Raw genomic sequence first — 24,042 nt, forward strand, 5'->3', positions numbered from 1 at the left:
GCCTTAACCCGGCCATAACCGAAGCACGTTCTCGCCAAAGACGGAGACGTCGGCTAGCTAATGCCCGGCGCTCATCTCGGCTTCAGAGGCCTTCTCGGCATCGCTCTTATACGAGCTTTCGCAATATGGCGCGCAGGACATCGTCTGCACTTCGGCGCGTCGATAGATGCGCACCGACGCCGCCGCCTGGCGCACGACGGTTATTTGCTCATCGACGATCGGGTTGCCCTCCTGATCGAGGACGACAAGATTGGTGACGCCAAATCCCTTGCCGGTCAGTACGATCGTCGATGCATCCTGCACGGAGGCGTCGGCGATCGCCGGATTGCCGACGACAATCGTATCGGCGGCGCGCGACAATTTGATGATCTTTGCCTGGTTCATCGTCACCTCGATGCCGGCGCCGGCCTTGGCTGGAAAGGCGAAAGCCGCTGCGGCACAAAGCACGGCAACTGGAAATGATGATCTCGGCCCGGCCATTGAGGCGCCCCCTGGCAAACTGCTCAACGGAACATGAACGAGATTGGTGAACCAACCGTTAAGCGGCTGGAGTTCACCGGAACCGGCATTGGGCCTAGCCGGCACGGCTGGAACATCTTTGCCGAATTGCGCCTTTTGTCGGCCCGGGGTCCTAGCGGCGGGTATTTTAGTTCTGGGTTAACCACGCAATGCCATCGAAGCGGGAAAGGAATCGGTAAGCCTGTTTATTAAGCCGATTGAAACAGCTTCTCCTTAGATTCGCAGTATCCGATCAGCCACCAAGAGAAGTTGACGGAAGTGCTGTAACAATTGGAGTAGGAGCTCAAATGTCTAACCTCATCGCACGTTTTGTGAAGGACGAATCCGGCGCGACCGCTATCGAATACGGTCTGATCGCCGCTCTCATCGCGCTCGCCATCATGGTCGGCGCCACCTCGCTCGGCACCGCGCTGAACGCCAAGTTTGACAAGATTGCCACCAAGGTCAACGCTTCGAATTAAACAACAACATTCCGTTGCTTCCCAATAAGGGCCGCCGCACTGGCGGCCCTTATTTAGTCCTACGCGTGATTTTGAACTTTAGACCTCATTAATCGTTAATCGAACATACCTAGGCTGGGACCAGGTACAGTTTGACCACAGGCGCCACGCCCATGCTTGAAGCCGTGATCTTCGTCGTCTTTCCATTCTGCATGCTTTTTGCCGCGATCTCCGACATGCTGTCGATGACGATCGCCAATCGCGTGCCTGTGCTGCTCGTCGTTGTCTTTGCCTTGGTTGCGCCCTTGACCGGCATGGACTGGGCCACTTATGGCGGGCACTTCGCCGCCGGCGGCCTGGTTCTTGTAGTGACATTCGGCCTGTTCGCGCTTGGCGGCATGGGCGGCGGCGACGCCAAGCTCCTGGCCGCCACTGCCGTATGGATGGGACTGAACATCCATCTCGTCGAGTATCTCGTCACCTCGACATTCATCGGCGGTCTGCTGACCCTTGCCATTCTCGCCTATCGAAAATCGCTGCTTGCCGCCGTCACAAGCCACAATCGGTTCCTGCGCCATTTCGCCGATGAGGCGACCGGCGTTCCGTACGGCATTGCGCTTGGCATTGGCGGTCTGCTCACCTATTCCGACTCACCGTTGATGGCCTGGGCGCTTACCAGGCTGGCGGGCTGAATTTCGCTTTCCGCCGTTGGCGCCGAGCAGGCGAATTGGCCACGTTTTCCTTCGGGCCAGAGTTGTCGCTCTAATTTATGTAAACCTTAAATTAATCACGATCGTAAGTATAACATTAACCTTGTTTTGACGATTGCCGCTGCAAAGTCCGGCTTGGCTAGTGGTTTGCCAAGGCGAGGTTCGGACAGATGCCAGCATCCCGACTAATTATTCTAGGCGTGGCGATAGCCGCGGCCGGCGGTGCAGGTTATGTCGCGAAGAACATGGTTGTGGCTCCGCCGCCTCCGGTTGTCGATTCCGGTCCTCAGGCGCCGGCGATCGCGCTGCAGGATGTGCTTGTTCTTTCCGGCGACGTTCCGATGGGCAGTCCGCTTGAAAACAACATTTCCTGGGAGTCATGGCCGTCCGCCGGCATAAACGCAAATTTCATCACCCGCGCTGCCGAGCCTGAAGCGCTGGACAAGCTGAAGGGCGCCGTCGCCCGCGTGGCGCTCTATGCCGGCGAGCCGCTGCGCCGCTCGAAGCTGATCGGTGAAGGGCAAAGCTTCATGTCGTCGATCCTGCCCTCCGGCATGCGGGCTGTCGCCACAAGCATTTCGGCCGACACCTCGGCCGGTGGCTTCATTCTTCCGAACGATTTCGTCGACGTCATCATGACCCGCAGAACCGATGCCGCCAATGGCGGTGGTCCGGGCTTCACGACCGAAACTATCCTCAAGAACATTCGTGTCCTGGCGATCGACCAGACCATTCAGGAGGATGAGGAAGGCAAGAAGACCAGAGTCGGCCAGACCGCCACCCTGGAGCTGACGCCGCAGCAGTCCGAGATCATCACCGTCGCACAGCAGATGGCGGATCGCCTGACACTGGCGCTGCGCTCGATCAAGGACAGCCAGGACAAGAATGTGGGCGAGGCCGACTACCTGGTTTCCGGCAATGGTCGGCGCGGCACCGTACGGTTGATCAAGTCGGGCGAAGTTTCCGAGGTGGGGGCAAGGAAATGAGGCTAAAAACCAAACTGCCGCTCACCCTGGCTGTGGCGATCGGCCTGTTTCTCCTTGGAACGAATGCATATGGCATCCTCGATGCCAGTGCGGCGGGCAATGCCAGGGTCACGGCTTCGACCGCCACCCAGCGGGTCAAACTCGGACTTAATAAATCGGTGGTCATCGACCTGCCGAGCGATGCCTATGATATTCTCGTCGCCAACCCCGCTGTAGCCGACGCAGTGACCCGCACCGCCCGCCGCATCTATCTGTTCGGAAAGGCGGTCGGCGAGACCAACATCTTCGTCTTTGGCCCGAATGGCGAGCAGATCGTCAGCCTTGACCTGGCGGTCGAACGCGATGTTGCCGGGCTGGAGGACTATATCAAGCGCTTCATCCCGTCATCGGAGGTCAAGGTCGAGTTGCTGAACGACAACGTCGTTCTGACCGGAACCGTCGACACTCCTCTTGACGCCAAGCGCGCGGCTGATCTGGCAAACATCTTCGTGTCCGGCGGCGAGGCTACCACGGGTCAATATTCGCAGACCGCTGCCGGCGGTTCGGCCGAAGCCGGCGTCGCCATCGACAACCCGGATGCCGAGCGCCGCGTCAGCCAGATCGTCAACCTGCTGCAGATTATCGGCGACGACCAGGTGACGCTGAAGGTGACGGTTGCCGAGGTCAGCCGCACGGTGATGAAGCAGCTCGGCGTCAACATGGTCGGCAACGGCAGCAGCAACGGCATCAGTTGGAGCGCTCTCACCACGCCTGCATACGGATTGGGAAAGCCACTGTCGCAATATTCGGGGGCGGCGATCGGCAGCTCAACTCTTCAAGCGTACATAAACGCCATGGAGCAAAGCGGTGTCATGAAGACGCTGGCCGAGCCGACTCTCACCGCCGTTTCCGGCGAGAAGGCGACCTTCAAGGTCGGCGGCGAATTCAATATCATCACCGGCCGAACAAGCAACGTTTCAAACGACAATCAAACTGGCCAGATTACCTACGAGCACGAACGCCTTGAATATGGAATTGGGCTCGAATTCCAGCCGGTCGTGCTCTCGGCGGGCCGCATCAGCCTGAAAGTGAGGACGTCGGTTTCGGAACCTACGACCGAAGGCGCCGCAGTCCTGGAAGGAGCCGGCGACTTACCCGGCACCACTTTGCTGTCGATCCGCAAACGCCTGGCCGACACCACGGTGGAATTGCCCTCCGGCGGTTCCATGATGATCGCGGGCCTTGTCCGCGACGACATCAGGCAGGCGGTTGCCGGGCTGCCCGGCCTGACCAAAATACCGGTGCTAGGCACGCTGTTCCGCAGCAGGGATTTCGTCCGCAACGAGACCGAACTCGTCATCATCATCACGCCCTATCTGGTGAAGCCGGTGGCGCGCAACGATCTTGCCAAGCCGGATGACAATTTCAACGCAGCCAGCGATGGCGCCGGCATGTTCCTTGGCCGCGTCAACCGCGTCTACGGCACCATGCAGACCGACAAGCCCAACGGCCGCTATCACGGCGTTGTCGGCTTTATCTACAAGTAAGCGGGGAAGTCGACATGTCTCAGGCAGTATCGAAGGCAAGGGCGGTCACCGCGATACAGTCCGTTCATTCGCGGATCTGGCGGCCGGCCGTTCCGATCATAGCGATCGCGGTAGCGGCATCACTGGCCGGCTGCGCCAATCGCGACAGCGTCACGGTCGGTGCCATACCGGACGACTATCGCACCACGCATCCTATCGTCATCGCCGAGAAGGTCCAGAAGATCGACCTTCCGGTCGGCGCCGGCGACCGTGGCATGACCAGATCCCAGCGTGACACGCTCCTGGGCTTTCTCAACGGATACGACAGGAGCGCGGCTCCGGTGCTGACGATCGAGATTCCGAGCGGCTCAGCTAACGAAATCGCAGCGGCCGCGGCCGGCCGCGATTTCGCCAGGCTCGCCATAGCCAGCGGCATCAGCCGGAAGCGGATCGCCATGCGGTCCTATCAGTCTGTTTCAGCCGAAGCGTCCGCACCGGTCCGCGTTGCCTACGTCTCGGTGAAGGCTCAGACGGATAAATGCGGGCGCTGGCCCGAAGACCTGCTGCAGACTTCGGAAAACAAGCACTATGCCGATTTCGGCTGTTCGTATCAGAACAACCTGGCTGCCCAGATGGCCAATCCGTCCGATCTGATCGGGCCACGCAAACCGTCGCCGATCGACGCGGAAAATCGCGGCGCGGTGATCGACGTCTATCGTGACAGGGGTATTTCGGACGAATTCCTCGGCAATTCGGAAGTCGATTATTAACGAGTGTCGAGGCTCAACAAACTCTAAGCCGCGCAAGTCACGGAAAGTGATGACAATGAGCAATCTTGCCTATGACACAGAGGTACCGGGCGGCGAAACCTCGGAGCAGGATATTGCCGCGATGCAGGCGTTGCGGCCGATCCCGCGCATTTCGATCCAGGCATTTTGCGAGACCGAAGGCGTAGCCAATCCGGTCGAGCGCGCCGGCGAGGATCGCCGCATGGCCAAGGCCCATCTGAAGATGCATATGGGGGGCATCCCCACCGCTATCGAATTCTATCAGTCGGCGCCGACACCGAACCTGATCCTGCTTGAATCCCGCAGCGAGCCGAAGCTGTTGCTGGAACAACTCGCCCAGCTCTCCGAGCATTGTGACCCGACCTCCAAGGTGGTGGTTGTCGGCCACTACAACGATGTCGGCCTGTATCGCGAACTCATTCGTTCGGGCATCTCCGAATATGTCATCGCGCCCGTATCGATGGCCGACATCGTCAGCGTGGTGTCTTCGATCTTCGTTGATCCGGAAGCTGAGCCGATCGGCCGCTCGATTGCGTTCATCGGCGCCAAGGGCGGCGTCGGCTCCTCGACCATAGCCCATAATGTGGCCTGGGCCATGTCGTCCCTTTTCAAATCCGAAGTGGTTGTCGCCGATCTCGACCTCGCCTTCGGAACGGCCAATATCAACTTCGACCAGGACCCGGCCCAAGGCATTGCCGAGGCGGTCTTCTCGCCGGAACGCGTCGACGAGGTCTATCTCGACCGACTGCTCGCCCAATGCGCCGAGCACCTGTCGCTGCTTGCGGCCCCTTCGACCCTGGAGCGGGTCTACGATTTCGATCCCGACGCTTTCACCCAGCTTATCGACATAGCCCAGCGTAGCGCGCCGCTCCTCGTGCTCGATGTTCCACACTTGTGGGCCGGCTGGACCAAGAACACGCTGGTCAAGGCCGATGAGATCGTCATCACGGCGACGCCCGAACTGGCCAATCTGCGCAACACGAAGAACCTGGTCGACATGCTGAAGCGGCTTCGTCCGAACGATCCTGCGCCAAAGCTTGTGATCAACCAGGCCGGTGTGCCGAAACGTCCCGAGATTACGCCGTCCGACTTCTCCGAATCCCTCGGCCTTTCGCCGATGTCGGTCATCCCCTTCGAGCCGCTTTTGTTCGGAAATGCTGCCAATAACGGACGTATGCTCGGTGAAATGGACGCCAAGAGTCCGGTCGTCGCCACGATCAACGAGATCGCCCATGTGCTGACAGGGCGCAGCGAAATCAAGGTGAAGAAAAAGGCTGGCCTCGGCAACCTGATAGGCAAGCTTTCGCGCAACAAGAAGTGATGCCTCAGCGGTGGAATTGGTAAGCGATCATGTTTGGTAAAAGAGGCAGCGACGACGGCAACCGGACCATCCCGGAATTCCGTCAGCCCGCACCCGCAGCTGCTGCGCCGGCTGCCGCGAACCCTATGGAAGCGGCTATAGCTGCCAGACCCGCGACGCTGCCGCCATCCGGCGCGCCTGCTGCGCAGGTTCGCCGTGCAGTCGAGCCGCCGCCATTGGCGCCGGAGCCGAAAACTATCCAGCGCCAAAAGAGCGAAACCTACTACGACACCAAAAGCCAGGTCTTCGCCGCACTGATCGACACGATCGACCTGTCGCAGCTGGCCAAGCTCGATCCCGAAAGCGCGCGCGAGGAAATCCGCGACATCGTCAACGACATCATCGCGATCAAGAATTTCGCGATGTCCATCGCCGAGCAGGAAGAGCTTCTCGAGGACATCTGCAACGACGTTTTGGGCTACGGGCCGCTGGAGCCACTGCTTGCGCGCGACGATATTGCCGACATCATGGTCAATGGCTCCAAGAACGTTTACATCGAAGTCAACGGCAAGGTCGAGCAGACCGGCATCCGGTTCCGCGACAACCAGCAGCTCCTCAACATCTGCCAGCGTATCGTCAGCCAGGTCGGCCGCCGCGTCGATGAATCAAGCCCGATCTGCGATGCCCGTCTTCCTGATGGCTCGCGTGTCAACGTCATCGCACCGCCCCTGGCTATTGACGGCACCGCACTTACCATCCGCAAGTTCAAGAAGGACAAGCTGACGCTCGACCAGTTGGTCAAGTTCGGCTCGATTTCGCCACAAGGGGCCGAGATTCTCAAGATTATCGGCCGTGTCCGTTGCAACATCGTCATCTCGGGCGGTACCGGCTCGGGCAAGACGACGCTGCTCAATTGCCTGACCAACTATATCGACCGCGAGGAACGCGTCATCACCTGCGAGGACTCGGCTGAGCTGCAATTGCAGCAGCCGCATGTGGTGCGTCTCGAAACCCGCCCGCCCAACCTCGAAGGCGAGGGCGAAGTGACCATGCGCGACCTGGTCAAGAACTGTCTGCGCATGCGGCCCGAACGCATTATCGTCGGCGAAGTGCGCGGACCCGAAGTGTTCGACCTGCTGCAGGCGATGAACACTGGCCATGACGGCTCGATGGGAACGATCCACTCGAACAGCCCGCGCGAATGCCTCAACCGTATAGAGTCGATGATCGCCATGGGCGGCTACACGCTGCCGCAAAAAACCGTGCGCGAAATCATCGTCGGCTCCGTCGACGTGATCATACAGGCTGCACGCCTGCGCGACGGATCGCGGCGCATCACCCATATCACCGAGGTGATCGGCATGGAGGGCGACGTCATCATCACCCAGGACATCGTTCTTTATAACATCAAGGGCGAGGACGCGAACGGCAGGCTGCTGGGCGAGCACGTGTCGACCGGCATCGGTCGTCCGCATTTCTGGGAGCGCGCCCGCTACTACGGTGAGGAGCAGCGCCTCGCCGTTGCGCTAGAGGCAATGGAGAAGCGCGCTGACTGATCCGTCCGGAAACGTGGGGGCCAGGATCGATGTTCGGAATTGACGGCACCGTATTGGCATTCGTCGTGCTCGCCGGCTTCAGCGCCGGCGCTGTGGCCTATGCTTTCCTGTTCAACCGGATCAGCACCGAGAAGCAGGTCGGCAAGCGGCTTGAATCGATCAAGACCGCCGAGACGGATCGGTCCGTCGTCAAGGCTTCGCGCGATCGCGTCGCGGAAGCGGCCAAGCGTCGCAAGTCCGTCCAAGATTCGCTGAAGGATCTCGATCAAAAGCAAAAGTCCAATCAGAGCCTGGTCAAAAAACCACCGCTGAAGATCCAAATCCGTCAGGCCGGCATGAAGATCTCGCTCGAGCGCTTTTATGTCTACTCGGCGGTCTGCGGCGTCGTCTTGACGGCTCTTATCTATTTCATCGGCGCACCGCTGCTGGTCTTGCCGGCTGCGCTGCTGGTCGGCGTCTTGGGTCTGCCACGCTGGTTCGTCTCGTTTCGCCGCGGGCGCCGCGTCAAGGCGTTCCTCAACGAATTTCCGAACGCGCTCGATATCATTGTGCGTGCGGTAAAATCCGGCCTGCCGCTGAACGATGCCGTGCGCCTGATCGCCAACGAATCCCCCGAACCGGTCAAGACCGAGTTCCGCCGCATCGTCGATTCGCAGCAAATGGGTTTGTCGATCCCCGACGCGGCCATGCGCATGCCAGAAACGATGCCGTGCACCGAGGCGAGCTTCTTCGGCATCGTCATCCAGATCCAGTCTCAGGCCGGCGGCAATCTTTCGGAAGCGCTGGGCAATCTTTCGCGCGTGCTTCGCGATCGCAAGAAAATGAAAGCCAAGGTCCAGGCGTTGTCCATGGAAGCCAAGGCATCCGCCGTGATCATCGGCGCGTTGCCTTTCGTCGTCGCCTGTCTCGTCTATTTGACGAGCCCGAACTACATCATGCCCCTATTCACCACCAGCACCGGCAATCTGATCCTCGGTTGTTCCGGCGTGTGGATGTCGATAGGCGTCCTGGTAATGCGCAAGATGATGAATTTCGAAGTCTAGGACTCGCGTATGACCGATCACGTCGTCAGAACTCTCACCGATCCGTCCCTGCTGATCGCACTGCTGGTCGGAATAGCGGTGTTTGCGACCGTCTTCACGCTGCTGCCCGCGTTTGGCGGGAACCAGCTTAAGGCGCGCATGAAATCCGTGGCGCTCGAGCGCGATGAGCTGCGCGCCAAGCAGCGGGCGCGGCTGGCAATCGAAGCCGACCGCCGCCGCAAAGGCCTGCGCGAAGAACAGTCGGTCGGCATGCGCAATATTGTCGATCGCCTGGATCTCAGGCGTGCGCTGGCGGATGAAGGTACCTTGCAGAAATTGAAAGTGGCGGGTTTTCGCGGGCAAAATCCGCTGACGCGCTTCCTTTTCTTCCGTCTCGTCCTGCCCTTCATCGGCTTTGCATTGGCGGCGATGTATCTGTTCGTGCTCGGCGGATTGCCCGAGCAGCCGTTTTTCGTGAAGCTGTTCGTGTGCATCGTGGTTGCCTATGCGGGATTCTACGCGCCGGTGCTCTACGTCAACAACCGCGCTACCAAGCGCAAGCAGTCGATTCAGATGGCGTGGCCGGACGCGCTCGACCTGATGCTGATATGCGTCGAGTCCGGCATGTCGGTGGAAGCGGCGCTTCGCAAGGTCGCCGATGAGATCGGCGCGCAATCGGTGGCATTGGCGGAAGAATTCATCCTGACCAACGCCGAGCTTTCCTATCTGCAGGAGCGCAAGCAGGCCTACGAGAACCTTGCAAGCCGAACTGGCCTGGAATCCGTCAGGTCGGTGTCCCAGGCGCTGGTTCAGGCCGAGCGCTACGGCACGCCCGTGGCGCATGCATTGCGGGTGCTTGCCAGTGAGAGCCGCGACATGCGCATGAATGCCGCCGAGAAGAAGGCGGCCGCGCTGCCGCCGAAGCTCACCGTGCCGATGATCCTGTTCTTCCTGCCGGTACTGTTCGCCATCATTCTGGGTCCCGCCGGCATCCAGGTGAGCCAGCGCGGCATCTTCGGCGACCAGCCGAAATCCAGCAGCGAGTAGCACCAGCGGCGTTGCCAGAAACGCTGATACGATTCAGCCACGCTGCCGGTGCAGCGCGGCTCTTTGCGTTAGACATGTTGCGGAATTCGTGCGCCGGTTCGGCGCCCGAGCCGGTCAGTTGGTGGCGGGCTTTGCCTTGTCCTGGTCCTTGAGCTGGCTCCAGGCATTCTGCTGCGCCAGCATCTGGCGAAGGTAAGCTACGTTAGCCTGCGCCTGATCCGGCGACAGCTCTTGCGAGGCGATCTTCTCAGCCTCGTCGAAACGGCCTTGCAGACCGACGACCAGCGCCAGGTTCTGGCGAACGCGGCTATCTGCATTCGGCTGCTGGGCGGCCGAGCGCATATAGGTTTCGGCCGTGCGCAAATCACCTTCCAGCACGTAAGACATGCCGAGATTGGAAAGGATCGACGGTTCGTTCGGCCTGAGGTCAAGCGCCTTGCGATAGCCTTGGCGCGCCTCGTCCTTTTGGCCCAGCTGGTCGAGAATGGCAGCTTCCGCCGACACCAGTTTCCAATCAGGATATTCAGGGGTCTGCGCGCGGCGCACGGCATCGAGAGCCGGTTCGAACTGTCCGTTGGCGGCAAGCGCCTTGCCATAGGCGGCGAGCACGTCGCGGTCCTTCGGCAAGGCGATCGCCAGCTTGCGCATCACCGCAAGCGATTGGTCTGCGTCGCCGTCCATCTGCAGCGCCGCGGCATAATTTGTCGCGATGCGCTTGTCGCTGGGGTTTTTCGCATAGGACTGGCCGAGCGCCATCGTAGCGTTGTGCAGTTCGCCCGCCGACATTGTTTCCAGCGGCCTGCCGCTTGGACGAGAAATCGAGCCAGTCGTCAATTTGCTGGTTCCGCAGCCAGCGACGCCTGCGGCAAGCGCCATCATCAACGCCGTGCTGATCAGCCTGTTTGCGCTGGCGTTCATCCTGCGGTTGGTCGGCATCGGCACCAGAGCTCCGTTCATCGCGTGACCATTTGCGTGGTCATCTTCCCTCCCGCAGAAATATTCTGTTAACCCTAACGGAGAGTTAAGAAACGCCGACTCGGAAACCCGGAGAGCAGCGGATGCCTGTCGAACTCGTCGAGAAAGAATTGAGCAATGCGCTGCCGGTCCATCTGGTGGCGAAGGATGCTCTGGCGGCAGCGGGCCTTGCGCCATCCTCGGTCGCCTGGGCCAAGGCCAACGGCTTCTCCGGCGAGGCTGGCAGGACGCTGATCGTGCCTGGCGACAACGGCGCGATTGCCGGAGCCCTGTTCGGCACCGGTGATGACGAGGGCGCACTGGCCATCGGCGCACTGGCGAGAGCCTTGCCCGCAGGCGACTGGCATTTTGCGTCGGCACCCGCCAAGCCGGAGCTTACGGCACTCGCCGTGGCGCTCGGCGGCTATGTCTTCACCCGCTACGGCAAGAAGCCAGGCAAGAGCCTTCGCCTCGCGCTGCCGGCAGGCACCGACGCTGCCCGCATCCGCCGCATCGCCAATGGCGTTTTCCTGGCGCGCGATCTGGTCAACACGCCGACCAGCGATATGGGCCCCGGCCAGCTGGAAAAAGCCGCCCGGACCTTGGCCGCGACGCACAAGGCCGAAATATCGGTGACCAAAGGCGACGATCTTCTTACCGCCAACTTTCCGATGATCCACGCCGTCGGTCGGGCATCTGCCGACGCGCCGCGCCTGATCGACATGATTTGGGGGCCGAACAATGCCCCCAGGATAACGCTGGTCGGCAAGGGCGTCTGCTTCGATACAGGCGGTCTCGACATCAAGCCGTCCTCGGGCATGCTTTTGATGAAGAAGGACATGGGCGGCGCTGCCAACGTGCTGGGCCTCGCTTCCATGATTATGGCCACCGGGCTGAAGGTCCGGCTACGCGTGCTCATCCCGGCTGTCGAGAATTCGATAGCCGGCAACGCCTTCCGGCCAGGCGACGTGCTGGTGAGCCGCAAGGGCATCACCGTCGAAATCGGCAACACCGACGCCGAAGGACGGCTGGTACTCGCCGATGCCTTGGCCTTGGCCGATGACGAAGAGCCGCAGATGCTGGTCGATATGGCGACGCTGACAGGCGCTGCCCGTGTTGCGCTCGGTCCCGACCTGCCGCCGTTCTACACCGGTGACGAGGCGCTTGCATCCGAGCTGGCGGACGCCTCCGTTGCGGTCGAGGATCCGCTATGGCGCATGCCGTTGTGGAAGCCCTATGACGCCAAGCTGGCGTCGAAGGTGGCCGACATCAACAACGTCACGTCAGACGGTTTCGCCGGCTCGATCACCGCGGCGCTTTTCCTGAAGCGCTTCGTGGAAAAGACCGCCGGCTGGGCGCATGTCGACATCTTCGCCTGGAACCCGTCCGACCGCCCGCACGGTCTTGCCGGTGGCGAAGCGCAAGGCACCCGGGCGCTGGAGCAGGTCATTTCGAACCGCTACGCTTGATTCTCGGGCATAGCCGACGAAGGTATTGACTGAAACGGAACCGAAACAATTTTCAGTCATGCTGGACGGATGTCGATTATCATGCGTCCAAGCCAGGCCTTGCGACTATGGCAACAGGTGGTGTTATCCGAGGTGCGTGACGACGCGCCCGATCTCACCATGCGCCAGACGGCGATCCTGTTCACCATCTATCTCGATCCGCCGCCACACACGGTACGGGGGTTAGCCGCCCGCCTCAACGTCACCAAGCCGGTGATCACCCGTGCGCTCGATACGATGGGGGCGCTGAAATTGGTGTCGCGCCACCGCGACGAGCTCGACAAGCGCAACGTGCTGGTCAGGCGTACTGTCGAAGGCGCGCTCTTTGTCGAGCGCTTTGGCGATGTTATCATTGCCAGAGCCCAAGAGTTGCCCATTTGAACGAGTTGCCCATTTGAACGAGTTGCCGATTTGACCGCCAGGGATGCCCGCCTCCATGCCTTCCGCTCCGATCTCGCCGACGCCAGACTGAAAGGCGAGGTTTCCGCCGACCGTTTCGTCGCCGGCCGGCCGGCTCGCATATCAGCCTCCGTCGCTGACATCCGCAGGGCGCCGCGGCCGGACGCCGGCGTCGATACCCAGCTTCTGTTCGGCGAAGACGTCCTCGTCTTCGAGGACGTTGGGGGCTGGGCCTGGATACAGGCCGAACGCGACGGTTATGTCGGCTATGTCGCCGACACGGCACTGGGCGCGCGGGACCATGCGCCGACCCATGTCGTTTCGGTGCCGCGCACGTTTCTCTATCCAGGACCCGACTTGCGCTTCCCGGTGAGCGGGCAGCTCTCGATGGGATCGTTGGTGACGGTGACGGGCTCAGCGGAAACGCGCGGCACGCATTATGCGCTGTTGCCGTCCGGCCAGGCGGTCATATCGGGTCATCTCAGGCCTGTCGCCGAGGCGGCCGCCGACTACGTTGCCGTTGCCGAGAGCTTTCTCGGCACGCCCTATTTGTGGGGCGGCGCCTCGGGCTTCGGCATCGACTGTTCCGGCCTGGTGCAGCTTGCGATGCGAATGGCCGGCAGGCAAGTGCTGCGCGACACCGACATGCAGGCGGCGACCATCGGTGAACCGCTCGATCCCGGGCCGGATCTTGCCGGGTTGCGGCGCGGCGACCTGGTCTTCTGGAAAGGCCACGTCGCGATCATGACGGATCCGGAGACCATGATCCACGCCAACGGCCACACCATGCTGGTGTCGCGCGAAGGACTGAGGGAGGCGGTCGCCCGTATCGGTTATCTCTATGGCGGCCCGACCGGGTTTCGCCGGCCCTAACGCGAATCGATCACCTTTTGTTCTGATTCTGCTTGGCGATTGCGCATCGCCGCGCTACCTCTGGCACGTGACAGAGCAGCCGCGCCTTGCCCAACAGAATGCCGCCGTCGTCCTGCCCGAGCCATTCGTCAAATGGTTTGCGGAAAAGGGCTGGTCGCCGCGCGCCCACCAGATCGATTTGCTGGCCAAAGCCCAGGACGGGCAGTCGGTATTGCTGATCGCCCCGACCGGCGCCGGCAAGACGCTGGCCGGGTTCTTGCCATCGCTGACCGAACTGGCCGGCCGACCGAGGAGAAGGCCGGGGCAGGCGCATCGAGGCATCCACACACTCTACATCTCGCCGCTGAAGGCGCTGGCCGTCGACATCGAGCGCAATCTCGGCAAACCCGTCGCAGAAATCGGGCTGCCGGTCACCGTCGAGACGCGCACCGGTGACACGCCCGCACACAAGCGCCAGCGGCAGAAGCTGGCGCCGCCCGACATTCTCCTGACCACGCCCGAGCAACTGGCGCTGCTGATTGCCGCGCCCGATGCCAGGCGCTTCTTCGAGGACCTGCGCTATGTCGTGCTCGACGAATTGCATTCGCTGGTGACCTCGAAGCGCGGGCATCTCCTGTCGCTCGGGCTGGCCCGGCTGCGCTCGTTTGTGCCCGCCCTGCAGACGATAGGCCTGTCGGCGACGGTCGCCGAGCCCGACGAATTGCGGCGGTGGCTGGTCAGCCAGAATCCACCAGGGCCGATGGCCGAACTGATCGTCGTCACCGGCGGCGCCAAGCCAGACATCTCCATTCTCGATTCGGAGGAGCGCGTGCCGTGGGCGGGACATTCGGCCCGTTATGCAACGCCGGAGATCTACAACGAGATCAAGCGCCACAAGACAACCCTGCTGTTCGTCAACACACGCAGCCAGGCGGAGCTGCTGTTCCAGGAGTTGTGGCGGGTCAACGAGGACACCTTGCCGATCGCGCTGCATCACGGTTCGCTCGATGTCGCCCAGCGCCGGCGCGTCGAAAAGGCGATGGGCGAGAATGCCTTGCGCGCGATCGTCGCCACCTCGACGCTCGACCTCGGCATCGACTGGGGCGATGTCGACCTGGTCGTCCATGTCGGCGCGCCGAAAGGTGCCAGCCGGCTGGCGCAGCGCATCGGCCGCGCCAACCACCGTATGGACGAGCCGTCCAAGGCGATCCTGATTCCGGCCAACCGCTTCGAGGTGCTGGAATGCAGGGCGGCGCTCGATGCCAATTATCTCGGTGCCCAGGATACGCCGCCGCTGGTCAATGGCGGGCTCGACGTGCTGGCGCAGCATGTGCTGGGCTGTGCCTGCGGTGCGCCGTTCCATGCCGATGCGCTGTTTGAGGAAGTGCGAACGGCAGCACCCTACGCCGATCTCGATCGGCCGACATTCGATCGCGTCATCGATTTCGTCGCCACTGGCGGCTATGCGCTGAAGAACTACGAGCGCTATGCCCGCATCCGGTTGAACAAGGACGGACTGTGGCGGGTCTCAAATCCTCGCGTCGCCCAGCAATACCGGCTTAACGTCGGCACCATCATCGAAGTGCCGGCGCTCAACGTCCGCTACGTCCAGCCCGGCAGCAGAGGCGCGGCTTCGCGTGGCGGCCGGGTTCTGGGCAAGATCGAGGAGGCGTTCCTCGAAACGTTGACGCATGGCGACACCTTCATGTTCGCCGGCAAGGTGCTGCGCTTCGAAGGTATCCGCGAGAATGAGTGCTTTGTCTCGAATGCACCCGGCAGCGACGCCAAGGTCCCGTATTACGGTGGTGGCAAATTCCCGCTTTCGACGTACCTGGCCGAACAGGTTCGCGCCATGCTGGACGATCCGCAGCGCTGGAAGAAGCTGCCGGAGCAGGTCGCCGACTGGCTGCGTTTCCAGGCCGACAAGTCGGTGCTGCCGAAACGCGACGATCTGCTGATCGAGACTTTTCCGCGCGGCAATCGCTACTATCTGGTGGCCTATCCGTTCGAGGGCAGGCTGGCGCACCAGACGCTCGGCATGCTGCTCACCCGCCGCCTCGACAGCGCGGGAGCCAAGCCGCTCGGCTTCGTCGCTACCGACTATGCGCTTGCCATATGGTCGCTTGCCGATATGGGCCGGATGTTCAGGGCGAAGAAACCGTCGCTGGCAGCGCTCTTCGACGAGGACATGCTGGGCGACGACCTCGAAGCCTGGCTCGCCGGCAGTTGGTTGTTGAAGCGCACCTTTCGCAATTGCGCGCTGATCTCGGGATTGATCGAGAAACGCCACCCGGGCCAAGAGAAGAGCGGCCGCCAGGTGACCGTGTCGACGGATCTCATCTACGACGTGCTGCGCAGCCATGAGCCTGACCATATCCTGCTGCAGGCGACGCGTGCCGACGCCGCGACCGGTCTGCTGGATGTCAGCAGACTTGCCGAGATGCTCTCGCGCGTCCAGGGTCGAATCATGCATAAGAACCTCGAGCAGATATCGCCGCTCGCCGTGCCGATCATGCTCGAGATCGGCAAAATGCCGGTGCACGGCGAGGCCGATGACACGCTGCTGATGGATGCAGCCACGCTGGTCGAGGAGGCCATGGGGACGAAATGACTGTCGCGCTGGCCATGGCTGCACCTGTGGCGGAGGTGGGCTCTGTCGATATCGCCGGCGAACGCGCGGTCTGCGACCGCCGCGGCGTGCTCTACTTTCCCGAATTTCGGCTTCTGGCCGTGTCCGATCTGCATCTGGAAAAAGGCTCCTCGCTGGCCAGGCGCGGCACGCTGGTTCCCCCTTACGACACCGGAGCCACGTTACTCCGCTTGCAAACGGTAATCGCCGACTACCAGCCTTCGATCGTCATCAGCCTGGGCGACAGTTTTCACGATGGCGGCGGCGCCGCGCGCATGCACGCAAGCTTTCGCGAAAGGCTGGAAGGCCTGATGGTTGGGCGCGACTGGTTCTGGGTCACCGGCAATCATGATCCTGAAGCACCGGCCGACCTGCCCGGTGAGACCGTGCGCGAATTGGCCATCGGCTCTCTGCTCTTCCGGCACGAGCCTTCGGCGGTAAGGGTGGAGGGCGAGATATCAGGCCATCTGCATCCTTGCGCCCGCATCGTGCAGCAAGGGCGCTCGGTGCGGCGGCGCTGCTTTGCCGGCGATGGCGGCCGCATGATCATGCCGGCCTTCGGCGCCTATACCGGCTCGCTCAATCTGCTTGATCGCGCCTATGCCGGGCTGTTCCGCCGCGAAACGCTGATGGCCTACATGCTTGGCACCGAACGCATCTTCGCGATTTCCCACGCGATGCTCAGGCCGGGCTGAACCTACCTTCCGTAGTACAAAGTGACGGTGTGCTTGGCCTCGGCGAAGAACAGCCAGCGCTCGACCAGCATGCCGGCGAGTTGGGCGGTCGCGGCGAGCATCGACGAAACCGCCGCATAGGGCCACGGCAGGGCGAACGCCGCCACCAACAGCAACGCAGGCAAAGCAAAGGCCAGCACCTGCGTGATCTGGCGTAGCCGCACGCTGTGCTTGCGCGCGATGCGGAAGCCCATCTCCTTGAGCAAGTAGTTTTCCTCGGTATGCGGCCATTCCATCGACCGCACCGTGCCGCCGGCCAGACCCGTCGCCGTGTTGGCTGTGGTCGGGATTTCCAGCCGGTCGTTGTACCGCCAGGTCGCCAGCTTCCAGCCCCAGCCGAGCACGGTCAGCAATAGGGCAGCCGCGAGAAGCGTATTCGAGCCGACGGCAAAACCCTGCAGCAGCGCATTAAGCAGCACGCAGCCGGTCATTGCCGAAAAGATCAGATAGCCGGGCAGGGTGAAGCGGCTGTGCCATTGGGCGATAGGCTTCAACGACGCGTAGATCATGCCGGTGGTGCAGACGGTTGCGACCGCGCCGATGGCAGCGAGCAGCCCGGCGACAGCCACCCAGCCGCTCGTACGGCCGAGGACCACCCAGCCAATACCGAACAGTCCCGCCGGCATGAAGGTCGCAACCGACGCAACGCCTTCGCGTGACAGCCAGGAGCTTCGCCATTGCGAGAAGGCACGCCAGGCGCGTTCGGGACGGCCGAGATGGCCGGCCGACGACAGCAGGCCTGCCGAGATCAGGCCAAGCGCCAGCCCCATGCCGGTGAGGCCAAGCCAGAAATCGGGCGGGATAAAGCCCTGTCCGGCGAGCACGCCAAGTAGTGCGAGCAGGCCGTAACCGGCGCCCGTGGCGGTGGTGAAAAAGACGACGGAGAATGCTGGATGCATGAGACGCGGGTTAGTTCGAAAGCATGCGGTCGACCCAGCCGAGGAAGCCGCCTTCGGCCCGCACCGCTTCAAGCGCCGGCGCCGGCACCGATGCGGCGCGGGTGGTGTGGGCACGTGGCGGCAGATATTTGTTGGTCGGCTTATAGCCCATTTCCGGCATCAGATCGACACCGCCGCGCTCGGCCACCAGTTGCGAGATAGCCGATGCCGGATCGCCCAGATTGCCGAAATGCCGCGCGCTGGTCGGGCAAGCAGCGACGCAGGCCGGAACGCGATCTTCTTCCGCCAGATTGTCGTTGTAGATACGGTCGACGCACAGCGTGCATTTCTTCATCACGCCGACATCGGTGTCGAACTCGCGCGCGCCATAGGGGCAGGCCCAGCTGCACAATTTGCAGCCGATGCACTTGTCCTCGTCGACCAGCACAATGCCGTCCGAGGCCCGTTTGTAGGAGGCGCCGGTCGGGCATACGGTGACGCAGGCCGGTGTCTCGCAATGCAGACAGGAGCGCGGGAAATTGACTGTGCGCCCACCCATCTCAGTCATGTGCTCATAGCTGTGCACGCGGTTGAACCAGACCCCGTCGGCGTCGCCGCCATAAGGATCGATGTCGGTCAGCGGCGCCATGTGGCCGCCGGTGTTCCATTCCTTGCAGGCGGTGACGCAGGCCTGACAGCCGACGCAGGTGTCGAGATCGATGACCAGGCCGAGCTTCTTGTCGGTTTGGGCGGGAAGGCAGGTCATGGTCTGCCAGCTTCTCTTTCCCAGCGGAACTCTGCGCCGAAAGTGAGCTTGTCGGGCGAGGGTTCGAAATGCGGTGGCTGCCGGAACCGCTCGAACTGCGGCTCGGTGAAGCCGGCTTCCTCGGCCGCGCATTTGACGATGCGCACGCGCAGGTCGAACCACGCCGCCTGGCCGGTCACCGGATCGGAATTCGAATAGCGTTTGCCGCTGGCATCGGCGGAGGTCTGGTCGCCGATGATGTGGTTGAGCAGGAAGCCGCGATTGGATTCGGCCGCGTCATCCTTGAGCCCCCAGCTGCCGCGACGCTTGCCGATCGCATTCCACGTCCACACCGTATCGGCGTTGACGCCGTCGACCAGCTTGACCTGTCCTTTGACCTTGCCGTTGATGCTCTCGATCCACACCCAGTCGTTATCGACAAGCCCGAGGCTGGCGGCGGTCCGGTGATGCACGAACAGCCGGTTCTGGCTGGTGATCTGCCTCAGCCAGGCATTCTGCGAGCCCCAGGAATGATACATGTGCATTGGCCGCTGCGTCAGCGCGTGCAGCGGATAGGCTTGGCTGTCGACCGCAGTCTCTTCGAAGGGCGCATACCAGAACGGCAGCGGATCCATATAGGTCTCGATGCGGCTACGCTCGGCTTCCGGCGGCAGCACCCGGCCATGGCCGCGTGCCGCCAGGCGGAAGCGCTGCATCGGCTCGGAATAGAGTTGGAACACGATCGGCTCGGCTTTCGGGATGAAGCCCATGCTCTCCGCGAAGTCGAGATAGGAGCGGTTGGCCATCTTGTAGTAGCGCTGATCGGCCGCGAAATCCTGGTGCCAGAAGCCGCCATTGTCGATGTAGCGCTGCAACTGGTAGGGATTGACGTCGCCCTTGCCGACCAAGGTCCCGTCCTTGCCGCGCCAGCCGGCGAGTGGACCGACACCTGGCGTACGCTCGTGATTGACGATGTAGTCGGCATAGTCGCGGTATTTGGCGGAGCCGTCGTCATCGACGAAACCGGGCAGACCGAGCCGCGCGCCGAGTTCGATCAGCACCGTCTGGAACGGCCTGACGTCGCGGTCCGGCTCGACGACGGGGTGGCGGATGGCGTCGCCCGGACCGTCGGCGTGGCTGATCGGCCGGTCGAGCAGACTGATACAGTCATGACGCTCGAGATAGGTCGTGTCCGGCAGGACCAGATCCGCAAAAGGCACGGTCTCGGAATAATAAGCGTCGGAATAGATGATGAACGGGATCTTGTACTCGCCCGCCGCATCGATATCGGTCAGCATCGCCATCGTCTCGACCGTATTCATCGACGAGTTCCAGGCCATGTTGGACATGTACATGAACAGAGTGTCGATCTTGTAGGGATCGCCTGCCCAGGCGTTACGGATGACCGTGTGCATGAGCCCATGGGCGGCCAGCGGCGCATCCCAGGAGTATGCCTTGTCGATACGAACAGGCTTGCCGCCTTCATCGATCAGCAGGTCCTCCGGTCCGCAGACGAAGCCGAGCGGCATGCCTTCGAGCGGTGTCATCGGCTTCACATTCTTGCCGGCGGGCTTTGGACCCGGCGGCGCGGACCGCGGATAAGGCGGTTTGAAGCGGAAGCCGCCCGGCACGTCCACCGTGCCGAGAAGCACCTGAAGCAGATGAATGGCGCGACAAGTGTGAAACCCGTTCGAATGGGCCGAGATGCCGCGCATCGCATGCATCGAAACCGGCCGACCCTTGATGGTCTCGTGCCGGTGCCCGGCCCAGTCCGTCCAGGCCACCGGCAGTTCGATTTGCTGCTCGAAGGCGACATGAGCGAGTTCTGCAGCAATGCGTCGGATCGTGTCGGCGGAGATGCCGCACCGGTCAGCGACGGCGTCGGGTGAATAGCACTCGTCCAGATAGCGGTCGGCGACGAGTTGAAAGACCGGCACGCAGCGGCGGCCGTCGACGAGAACGCTGCCGGTCAGTGCGGGCTTTGCGTCGGTATCGCCGGCGTCGACAGGCGTCTTCGCCACCCTGTCCCAAGCCAACGGATTGCCGTCGCCGTCGCGCATGAACAGCCCGTCATCGGCGGCTCCAGGCTCCTGAATGACCAGGATGTGGGCGTTGGTGTAGCGCAAGAGGTAGTCGAGATCGACGCGCCCTGCTTTCAGCAATTCGTGGATGAGGGCGAACACAAACAGGCCGTCGGTGCCGGGCCGGATGCCGATCCAGTCGTCGGCAATCGCGTTGTAGCCGGTGCGGCAGGGATTGATTGAAACTACCTTGGCGCCGCGCGCCTTGAGCTTGCCGAGGCCGATCTTGATCGGATTGGAATCATGGTCTTCGGCAACCCCGAACAGCATGAAATACTTGGTGTTGTCCCAGTCGGGCTCGCCGAACTCCCAGAACGAGCCGCCAATCGTGTAGAGGCCGCCGGCTGCCATGTTCACCGAGCAGAAACCGCCATGGGCCGCGAAGTTCGGCGTGCCGAACTGGCTCGCCCACCAACCGGTCAGCGATTGCGACTGGTCGCGGCCGGTGAAGAAGGCGAGTTTCTTCGGATCGGTCTGGCGGATGTTCGAAAGCCGCTCTGTCGCGAGCGACAAAGCTTCCTCCCACTCGATCTCGCGGAACTCGCCCGAGCCGCGCAGTCCGGTGCGCAGCAATGGTTTCGTCAGCCGGGCCGGGCTGTAATGCTGCATGATGCCGGCGCTGCCTTTGCCGCACAGCACGCCGCGATTGACCGGATGATCCTTGTTGCCGTTGATGTAGCGGACCTTGCCATCTTTGATATGGACGTCGATGCCGCAGCGGCAGGCGCACATATAGCAGGTGGTCTTGGCGATGCTGTCGGAGACATCAGGCGAAGTATCGACACCGTCGCGTTCAGCGGGCGCTCGCGTATCGGCAAGCGGCCGTTGTGATGGTGCCGAATTAGCTCCGCGCAGCAGGTTGTTGGTCATGATCCGGTGATGCTCTTGCGCCCCGCGAACTTGGCTCTCGTCTTCGGGCCTGGGCCGCGCATGTAATGCTCTTCCGGCCGATAGCGTTCACCCAAGAGCCGCCGCCGCAGGCTGCGGGTCCAGTGCGCAAACACGGATTTGAACCGCCCCACCAATTCTACCCTCGACTGCTCTGGCGCGACTTTTTTCCAATTTCGAGCCAAAATTTAGAACAAAGCGACCGATCCGTCTAACAACTTGCTCTTGTAATTCCAATCGGATTTGCTTCTTAGTGTCGGAATGACCCTGGACCAGTTGCGGATCTTCGTCGCCGTCGCCGAACGGGCGCACATGACCAAGGCGGCCGAGTTGCTGGGCATCTCACAGTCGGCCGCATCCGCCGCGATCCGCTCGCTCGAACAGCAGCATGGCGTCCAGTTGTTCAACCGCGTCGGCCGCAACATCGAGCTCGCCGAAACCGGACGCCGATTCTTGCCCGAGGCCAAGGCGGTCCTCGAGCGGGCTGCGGCCGCCCACAACGTGCTGGAGCATGTCTCGCAAACGATCACCGGCAGTCTCTCGATCGCTGCCAGCCAGACCATTGCCAGCTATTGGCTGCCGCGCCGGCTCGCCTCTTTCCACGAAGCCTATCCTGCCGTCAGGCTGAGCGTGAGCATTGGCAACACCAGGCAGGTCGAGACCAATGTACTTGATGGCGCAGCCGATTTTGGCCTGGTCGAGGGGCGCACCGAATCCGACATTTTGCGGCGTGCCAAGGTCGATATCGATCGCATGATGCTGGTCGTGGCGCGCTCGCACCCTGAGATCGCGGAAGTTTCGCCTGGACATCCCGACCTTGGCGGGCTTCGCTGGATCATTCGCGAAGGCGGCTCGGGCACGCGCGAGGCGCTGGAGGACCTTGCCCGACGCGACGGGATTTCGTTCGCGGACCTGCAGATATTCCTGGTATTACCGAGCAATGAGGCTATTCGCCAGGCGGTCGAGGCCGGCGCCGGCGCCAGCATCATCTCGGAACTCGTCGTCGCACGCGCGGTCGCCGAAGGTAGCCTACGTTCCGTGCCGGTCGATCTGCCGAAGCGCGAATTTGCCATGATCACGCATCGCGACCGGCAGCCGAGCCTGGCCCAGATGGCGCTCAAGGCGCATCTTGGCGGCAAAGCTGAGAGACCCGCGCCGCTTTAAGCCGATCAGCCGAACTTCCGCTGCGCGTCGAGCGCCAGCCCAAGCCCGACCGAGCCGAACACATCGCCTTCGATTACCGACGCCTGCGGCACCAGCGCCAGGATCCGCTTCCTGGCCAGCGGGATCGCGGTCGATCCGCCGGTCAAGAACACCGCGGTGACGTCCGAGGCCTCCACCTGTGCGTCGCGGATGGTCTGCTCGACCGTAGCCGCAACACGCTCAATGTCCCTGGCTAGGGTGGCTTCGAGACCCTTGCGCGTGATTTCTGCCGTGAACCTCACCTCCGGCAGCGCGACCTCGACATCGGCCGACGAACGGTCCGTCAGCTCGATCTTGGCCTTTTCGACCAGCGCCGCCAGCGCGTGGCCGTAACGATGCTCGACGATGTGGATGAAGCGGTCGACCAGGTCTGCGCGCTCCGCCTCATAGCGGATCTGGCGCAGATGCGTCATCGCCCTCGCGGTATAGACCAGGTTGATGCGCTGCCACGTCGCCAGGTCGATGAAGTAGCTCGCCGGCAGATTGCGTTTGCCATCCTTGGTTGGTGAGAGATAGCCGAACTGCGGCATCACATGGGCGATGCTCAACAGCCGGTCGAAGTCGGTGCCGCCGATGTGGATGCCGCGGCTGGCCAGGATGTCGTCCTTGCGGTCAAGCGAGCGGGCGCGCTCGGGCGAGACGCGCACGATTGAGAAGTCGGACGTGCCGCCGCCCATGTCGATGATCAGCGCCAGTTCCTCGCGCGTCACCTTTTGTTCGTAGTCGAGTGCCGCGGCAATCGGTTCGAACTGGAAGGCGATGTGCTTGAAGCCGTGGGCCCGAGCGGCATTTTCGAGTTCGTGCTCCGCCTTCGCGTCAGCCTCGGCATCGTCGTCGACGAACTGCACGGGCCGTCCCAGCACGACGCTGTCGACCGCGTCATGGGCTTCTTCTTCCAGCTTCTTTTTCAGATGGCCGACGAACAGGCCGACAATCTCCATGAAGCCGATCGAGCGCGCCTTGATGCGTGTCTTTTCGTGGGCGAGCGAGCTGCCGAGCACACTCTTCAACGAGCGCATCAGGCGGCCTTCGATACTGTCCGTATAGTTGGCAAGGGCGCGTCGCCCGAAATAGGTGCGGTTGTCCTCGAAATTGAAAAATACCGCACTGGGCAGCGTGACCTGGCCGTCTTCCAACGCCACCAGCCTCGGCTGCCCGTTCCTGACCACACTTACGGTGGAATTCGAAGTGCCGAAGTCGATCCCGGCGAATGCTGGTCGCATCGTGCGTTCCTGTATTTCTGATTTGGGGAGCAGCAGCTCGTGTCCGGTCGGGCCCGGGGGTCGCGGTCTAACCCA

Annotated in this window: 21 protein-coding genes; 15 read left to right on the forward strand and 6 right to left on the reverse strand. The window is 62.3% G+C overall.

The features are described from left to right. Positions 1-57: 57 nt before the first annotated feature. Positions 58-480 carry a pilus assembly protein N-terminal domain-containing protein gene (locus tag NKH98_RS00665; protein WP_254816289.1) on the reverse strand — a complete coding sequence of 141 codons (423 nt, stop codon included), beginning with the start codon at positions 478-480 and terminating at the stop codon, positions 58-60. 326 nt (positions 481-806) lie between these two features. Here NKH98_RS00665 and NKH98_RS00670 point away from each other — a divergent pair, with 326 nt between their 5' ends. From NKH98_RS00670 to NKH98_RS00710, 9 genes are all read left to right on the forward strand, one after another. Then, on the forward strand, positions 807-980 hold the full coding sequence (locus NKH98_RS00670) for a Flp family type IVb pilin (RefSeq protein WP_352895900.1): 174 nt from the start codon (positions 807-809) through the stop codon (positions 978-980). A 152-nt stretch (positions 981-1,132) separates the two neighbouring features. Then, complete coding sequence (locus tag NKH98_RS00675; protein ID WP_352475958.1) at positions 1,133-1,651, forward strand: A24 family peptidase; 519 nt, start codon at positions 1,133-1,135, stop codon at positions 1,649-1,651. Positions 1,652-1,839: 188 nt separating this feature from the next. Then, positions 1,840-2,655: a Flp pilus assembly protein CpaB gene (gene cpaB, locus NKH98_RS00680; protein ID WP_254816292.1), complete on the forward strand. Its 816-nt coding sequence runs from the start codon at positions 1,840-1,842 to the stop codon at positions 2,653-2,655. Further along, entirely contained in the window at positions 2,652-4,181 is a 1,530-nt protein-coding gene (locus NKH98_RS00685; protein WP_352475956.1) for a type II and III secretion system protein family protein, read from the forward strand. Before cpaB ends, NKH98_RS00685 begins: the two co-directional genes overlap by 4 nt. A gap of 14 nt (positions 4,182-4,195) precedes the next feature. Continuing rightward, a complete protein-coding gene (locus NKH98_RS00690; protein ID WP_352506158.1) occupies positions 4,196-4,930 on the forward strand; it encodes a CpaD family pilus assembly protein in 735 nt (244 codons plus the stop codon). A 55-nt stretch (positions 4,931-4,985) separates the two neighbouring features. Further along, positions 4,986-6,269 carry a CpaE/TadZ family protein gene (locus tag NKH98_RS00695; protein ID WP_352895903.1) on the forward strand — a complete coding sequence of 428 codons (1,284 nt, stop codon included), beginning with the start codon at positions 4,986-4,988 and terminating at the stop codon, positions 6,267-6,269. A 29-nt stretch (positions 6,270-6,298) separates the two neighbouring features. Continuing rightward, entirely contained in the window at positions 6,299-7,804 is a 1,506-nt protein-coding gene (locus NKH98_RS00700) for a TadA family conjugal transfer-associated ATPase (RefSeq protein ID WP_352475953.1), read from the forward strand. Between the two features lie 29 nt (positions 7,805-7,833). Then, positions 7,834-8,847 (forward strand): type II secretion system F family protein, encoded by a 1,014-nt coding sequence (locus NKH98_RS00705; protein ID WP_254816297.1) that lies wholly within the window; start codon positions 7,834-7,836, stop codon positions 8,845-8,847. A gap of 9 nt (positions 8,848-8,856) precedes the next feature. After that, entirely contained in the window at positions 8,857-9,873 is a 1,017-nt protein-coding gene (locus tag NKH98_RS00710) for a type II secretion system F family protein (protein ID WP_254816298.1), read from the forward strand. A 114-nt stretch (positions 9,874-9,987) separates the two neighbouring features. On the opposite strand, the gene NKH98_RS00715 is transcribed toward NKH98_RS00710, so the two are convergent. Next, entirely contained in the window at positions 9,988-10,809 is an 822-nt protein-coding gene (locus NKH98_RS00715) for a tetratricopeptide repeat protein (protein WP_352896314.1), read from the reverse strand. A gap of 122 nt (positions 10,810-10,931) precedes the next feature. Between NKH98_RS00715 and NKH98_RS00720 the strand changes: the two genes are divergently transcribed. The 5 genes from NKH98_RS00720 to pdeM all read left to right on the forward strand — a co-directional run bounded on the left by NKH98_RS00720 (position 10,932) and on the right by pdeM (position 16,910). Then, entirely contained in the window at positions 10,932-12,296 is a 1,365-nt protein-coding gene (locus NKH98_RS00720) for a leucyl aminopeptidase family protein (RefSeq protein ID WP_352895908.1), read from the forward strand. 69 nt (positions 12,297-12,365) lie between these two features. Beyond that, positions 12,366-12,716, forward strand: a complete 351-nt coding sequence (locus NKH98_RS00725; RefSeq protein WP_023676939.1) for a MarR family winged helix-turn-helix transcriptional regulator — start codon at positions 12,366-12,368, stop codon at positions 12,714-12,716. Between the two features lie 30 nt (positions 12,717-12,746). Next, positions 12,747-13,607: a C40 family peptidase gene (locus NKH98_RS00730; protein WP_352895911.1), complete on the forward strand. Its 861-nt coding sequence runs from the start codon at positions 12,747-12,749 to the stop codon at positions 13,605-13,607. A 67-nt stretch (positions 13,608-13,674) separates the two neighbouring features. Further along, positions 13,675-16,197, forward strand: coding sequence for a ligase-associated DNA damage response DEXH box helicase (locus NKH98_RS00735; protein WP_352895914.1), 2,523 nt, complete (start codon positions 13,675-13,677; stop codon positions 16,195-16,197). Further along, complete coding sequence (gene pdeM, locus NKH98_RS00740) at positions 16,194-16,910, forward strand: ligase-associated DNA damage response endonuclease PdeM (protein ID WP_352895917.1); 717 nt, start codon at positions 16,194-16,196, stop codon at positions 16,908-16,910. Before NKH98_RS00735 ends, pdeM begins: the two co-directional genes overlap by 4 nt. A 2-nt stretch (positions 16,911-16,912) precedes the next feature. On the opposite strand, the gene NKH98_RS00745 is transcribed toward pdeM, so the two are convergent. From NKH98_RS00745 to NKH98_RS00755, 3 genes are read right to left on the reverse strand one after another with little or no spacing between them, the layout of a single operon-like run. Beyond that, positions 16,913-17,848 (reverse strand): dimethyl sulfoxide reductase anchor subunit family protein, encoded by a 936-nt coding sequence (locus NKH98_RS00745; RefSeq protein WP_352895919.1) that lies wholly within the window; start codon positions 17,846-17,848, stop codon positions 16,913-16,915. Between the two features lie 10 nt (positions 17,849-17,858). Continuing rightward, positions 17,859-18,593, reverse strand: a complete 735-nt coding sequence (locus tag NKH98_RS00750; RefSeq protein ID WP_352895921.1) for a 4Fe-4S dicluster domain-containing protein — start codon at positions 18,591-18,593, stop codon at positions 17,859-17,861. Next, entirely contained in the window at positions 18,590-21,523 is a 2,934-nt protein-coding gene (locus NKH98_RS00755) for a molybdopterin oxidoreductase family protein (protein ID WP_352895924.1), read from the reverse strand. Before NKH98_RS00755 ends, NKH98_RS00750 begins: the two co-directional genes overlap by 4 nt. A 279-nt stretch (positions 21,524-21,802) precedes the next feature. Between NKH98_RS00755 and NKH98_RS00760 the strand changes: the two genes are divergently transcribed. After that, a complete protein-coding gene (locus NKH98_RS00760) occupies positions 21,803-22,705 on the forward strand; it encodes a LysR substrate-binding domain-containing protein (protein WP_352895927.1) in 903 nt (300 codons plus the stop codon). Positions 22,706-22,710: 5 nt separating this feature from the next. On the opposite strand, the gene NKH98_RS00765 is transcribed toward NKH98_RS00760, so the two are convergent. Beyond that, complete coding sequence (locus NKH98_RS00765; protein WP_352895929.1) at positions 22,711-23,967, reverse strand: Hsp70 family protein; 1,257 nt, start codon at positions 23,965-23,967, stop codon at positions 22,711-22,713. Between the last annotated feature and the right edge of the window lie 75 nt (positions 23,968-24,042).

Source organism: Mesorhizobium sp. M0833 (assembly GCF_040319905.1).
GTDB lineage: Bacteria > Pseudomonadota > Alphaproteobacteria > Rhizobiales > Rhizobiaceae > Mesorhizobium.

What these genes read in the sequence shown, in the direction of transcription:
- NKH98_RS00705 (WP_254816297.1), top strand. Translation starts at nt 7,834, where the DNA reads ATGTTCGGAATTGACGGCACCGTATTGGCATTCGTCGTGCTCGCCGGC.
- NKH98_RS00750 (WP_352895921.1), bottom strand. Translation starts at nt 18,593, where the DNA reads ATGACCTGCCTTCCCGCCCAAACCGACAAGAAGCTCGGCCTGGTCATC.
- NKH98_RS00715 (WP_352896314.1), bottom strand. Translation starts at nt 10,809, where the DNA reads ATGCCGACCAACCGCAGGATGAACGCCAGCGCAAACAGGCTGATCAGC.
- cpaB (WP_254816292.1), top strand. Translation starts at nt 1,840, where the DNA reads ATGCCAGCATCCCGACTAATTATTCTAGGCGTGGCGATAGCCGCGGCC.
- NKH98_RS00745 (WP_352895919.1), bottom strand. Translation starts at nt 17,848, where the DNA reads ATGCATCCAGCATTCTCCGTCGTCTTTTTCACCACCGCCACGGGCGCC.
- pdeM (WP_352895917.1), top strand. Translation starts at nt 16,194, where the DNA reads ATGACTGTCGCGCTGGCCATGGCTGCACCTGTGGCGGAGGTGGGCTCT.
- NKH98_RS00765 (WP_352895929.1), bottom strand. Translation starts at nt 23,967, where the DNA reads ATGCGACCAGCATTCGCCGGGATCGACTTCGGCACTTCGAATTCCACC.
- NKH98_RS00665 (WP_254816289.1), bottom strand. Translation starts at nt 480, where the DNA reads ATGGCCGGGCCGAGATCATCATTTCCAGTTGCCGTGCTTTGTGCCGCA.
- NKH98_RS00675 (WP_352475958.1), top strand. Translation starts at nt 1,133, where the DNA reads ATGCTTGAAGCCGTGATCTTCGTCGTCTTTCCATTCTGCATGCTTTTT.
- NKH98_RS00685 (WP_352475956.1), top strand. Translation starts at nt 2,652, where the DNA reads ATGAGGCTAAAAACCAAACTGCCGCTCACCCTGGCTGTGGCGATCGGC.
- NKH98_RS00695 (WP_352895903.1), top strand. Translation starts at nt 4,986, where the DNA reads ATGAGCAATCTTGCCTATGACACAGAGGTACCGGGCGGCGAAACCTCG.
- NKH98_RS00670 (WP_352895900.1), top strand. Translation starts at nt 807, where the DNA reads ATGTCTAACCTCATCGCACGTTTTGTGAAGGACGAATCCGGCGCGACC.
- NKH98_RS00755 (WP_352895924.1), bottom strand. Translation starts at nt 21,523, where the DNA reads ATGACCAACAACCTGCTGCGCGGAGCTAATTCGGCACCATCACAACGG.
- NKH98_RS00700 (WP_352475953.1), top strand. Translation starts at nt 6,299, where the DNA reads ATGTTTGGTAAAAGAGGCAGCGACGACGGCAACCGGACCATCCCGGAA.
- NKH98_RS00760 (WP_352895927.1), top strand. Translation starts at nt 21,803, where the DNA reads ATGACCCTGGACCAGTTGCGGATCTTCGTCGCCGTCGCCGAACGGGCG.
- NKH98_RS00725 (WP_023676939.1), top strand. Translation starts at nt 12,366, where the DNA reads ATGTCGATTATCATGCGTCCAAGCCAGGCCTTGCGACTATGGCAACAG.
- NKH98_RS00710 (WP_254816298.1), top strand. Translation starts at nt 8,857, where the DNA reads ATGACCGATCACGTCGTCAGAACTCTCACCGATCCGTCCCTGCTGATC.
- NKH98_RS00690 (WP_352506158.1), top strand. Translation starts at nt 4,196, where the DNA reads ATGTCTCAGGCAGTATCGAAGGCAAGGGCGGTCACCGCGATACAGTCC.
- NKH98_RS00720 (WP_352895908.1), top strand. Translation starts at nt 10,932, where the DNA reads ATGCCTGTCGAACTCGTCGAGAAAGAATTGAGCAATGCGCTGCCGGTC.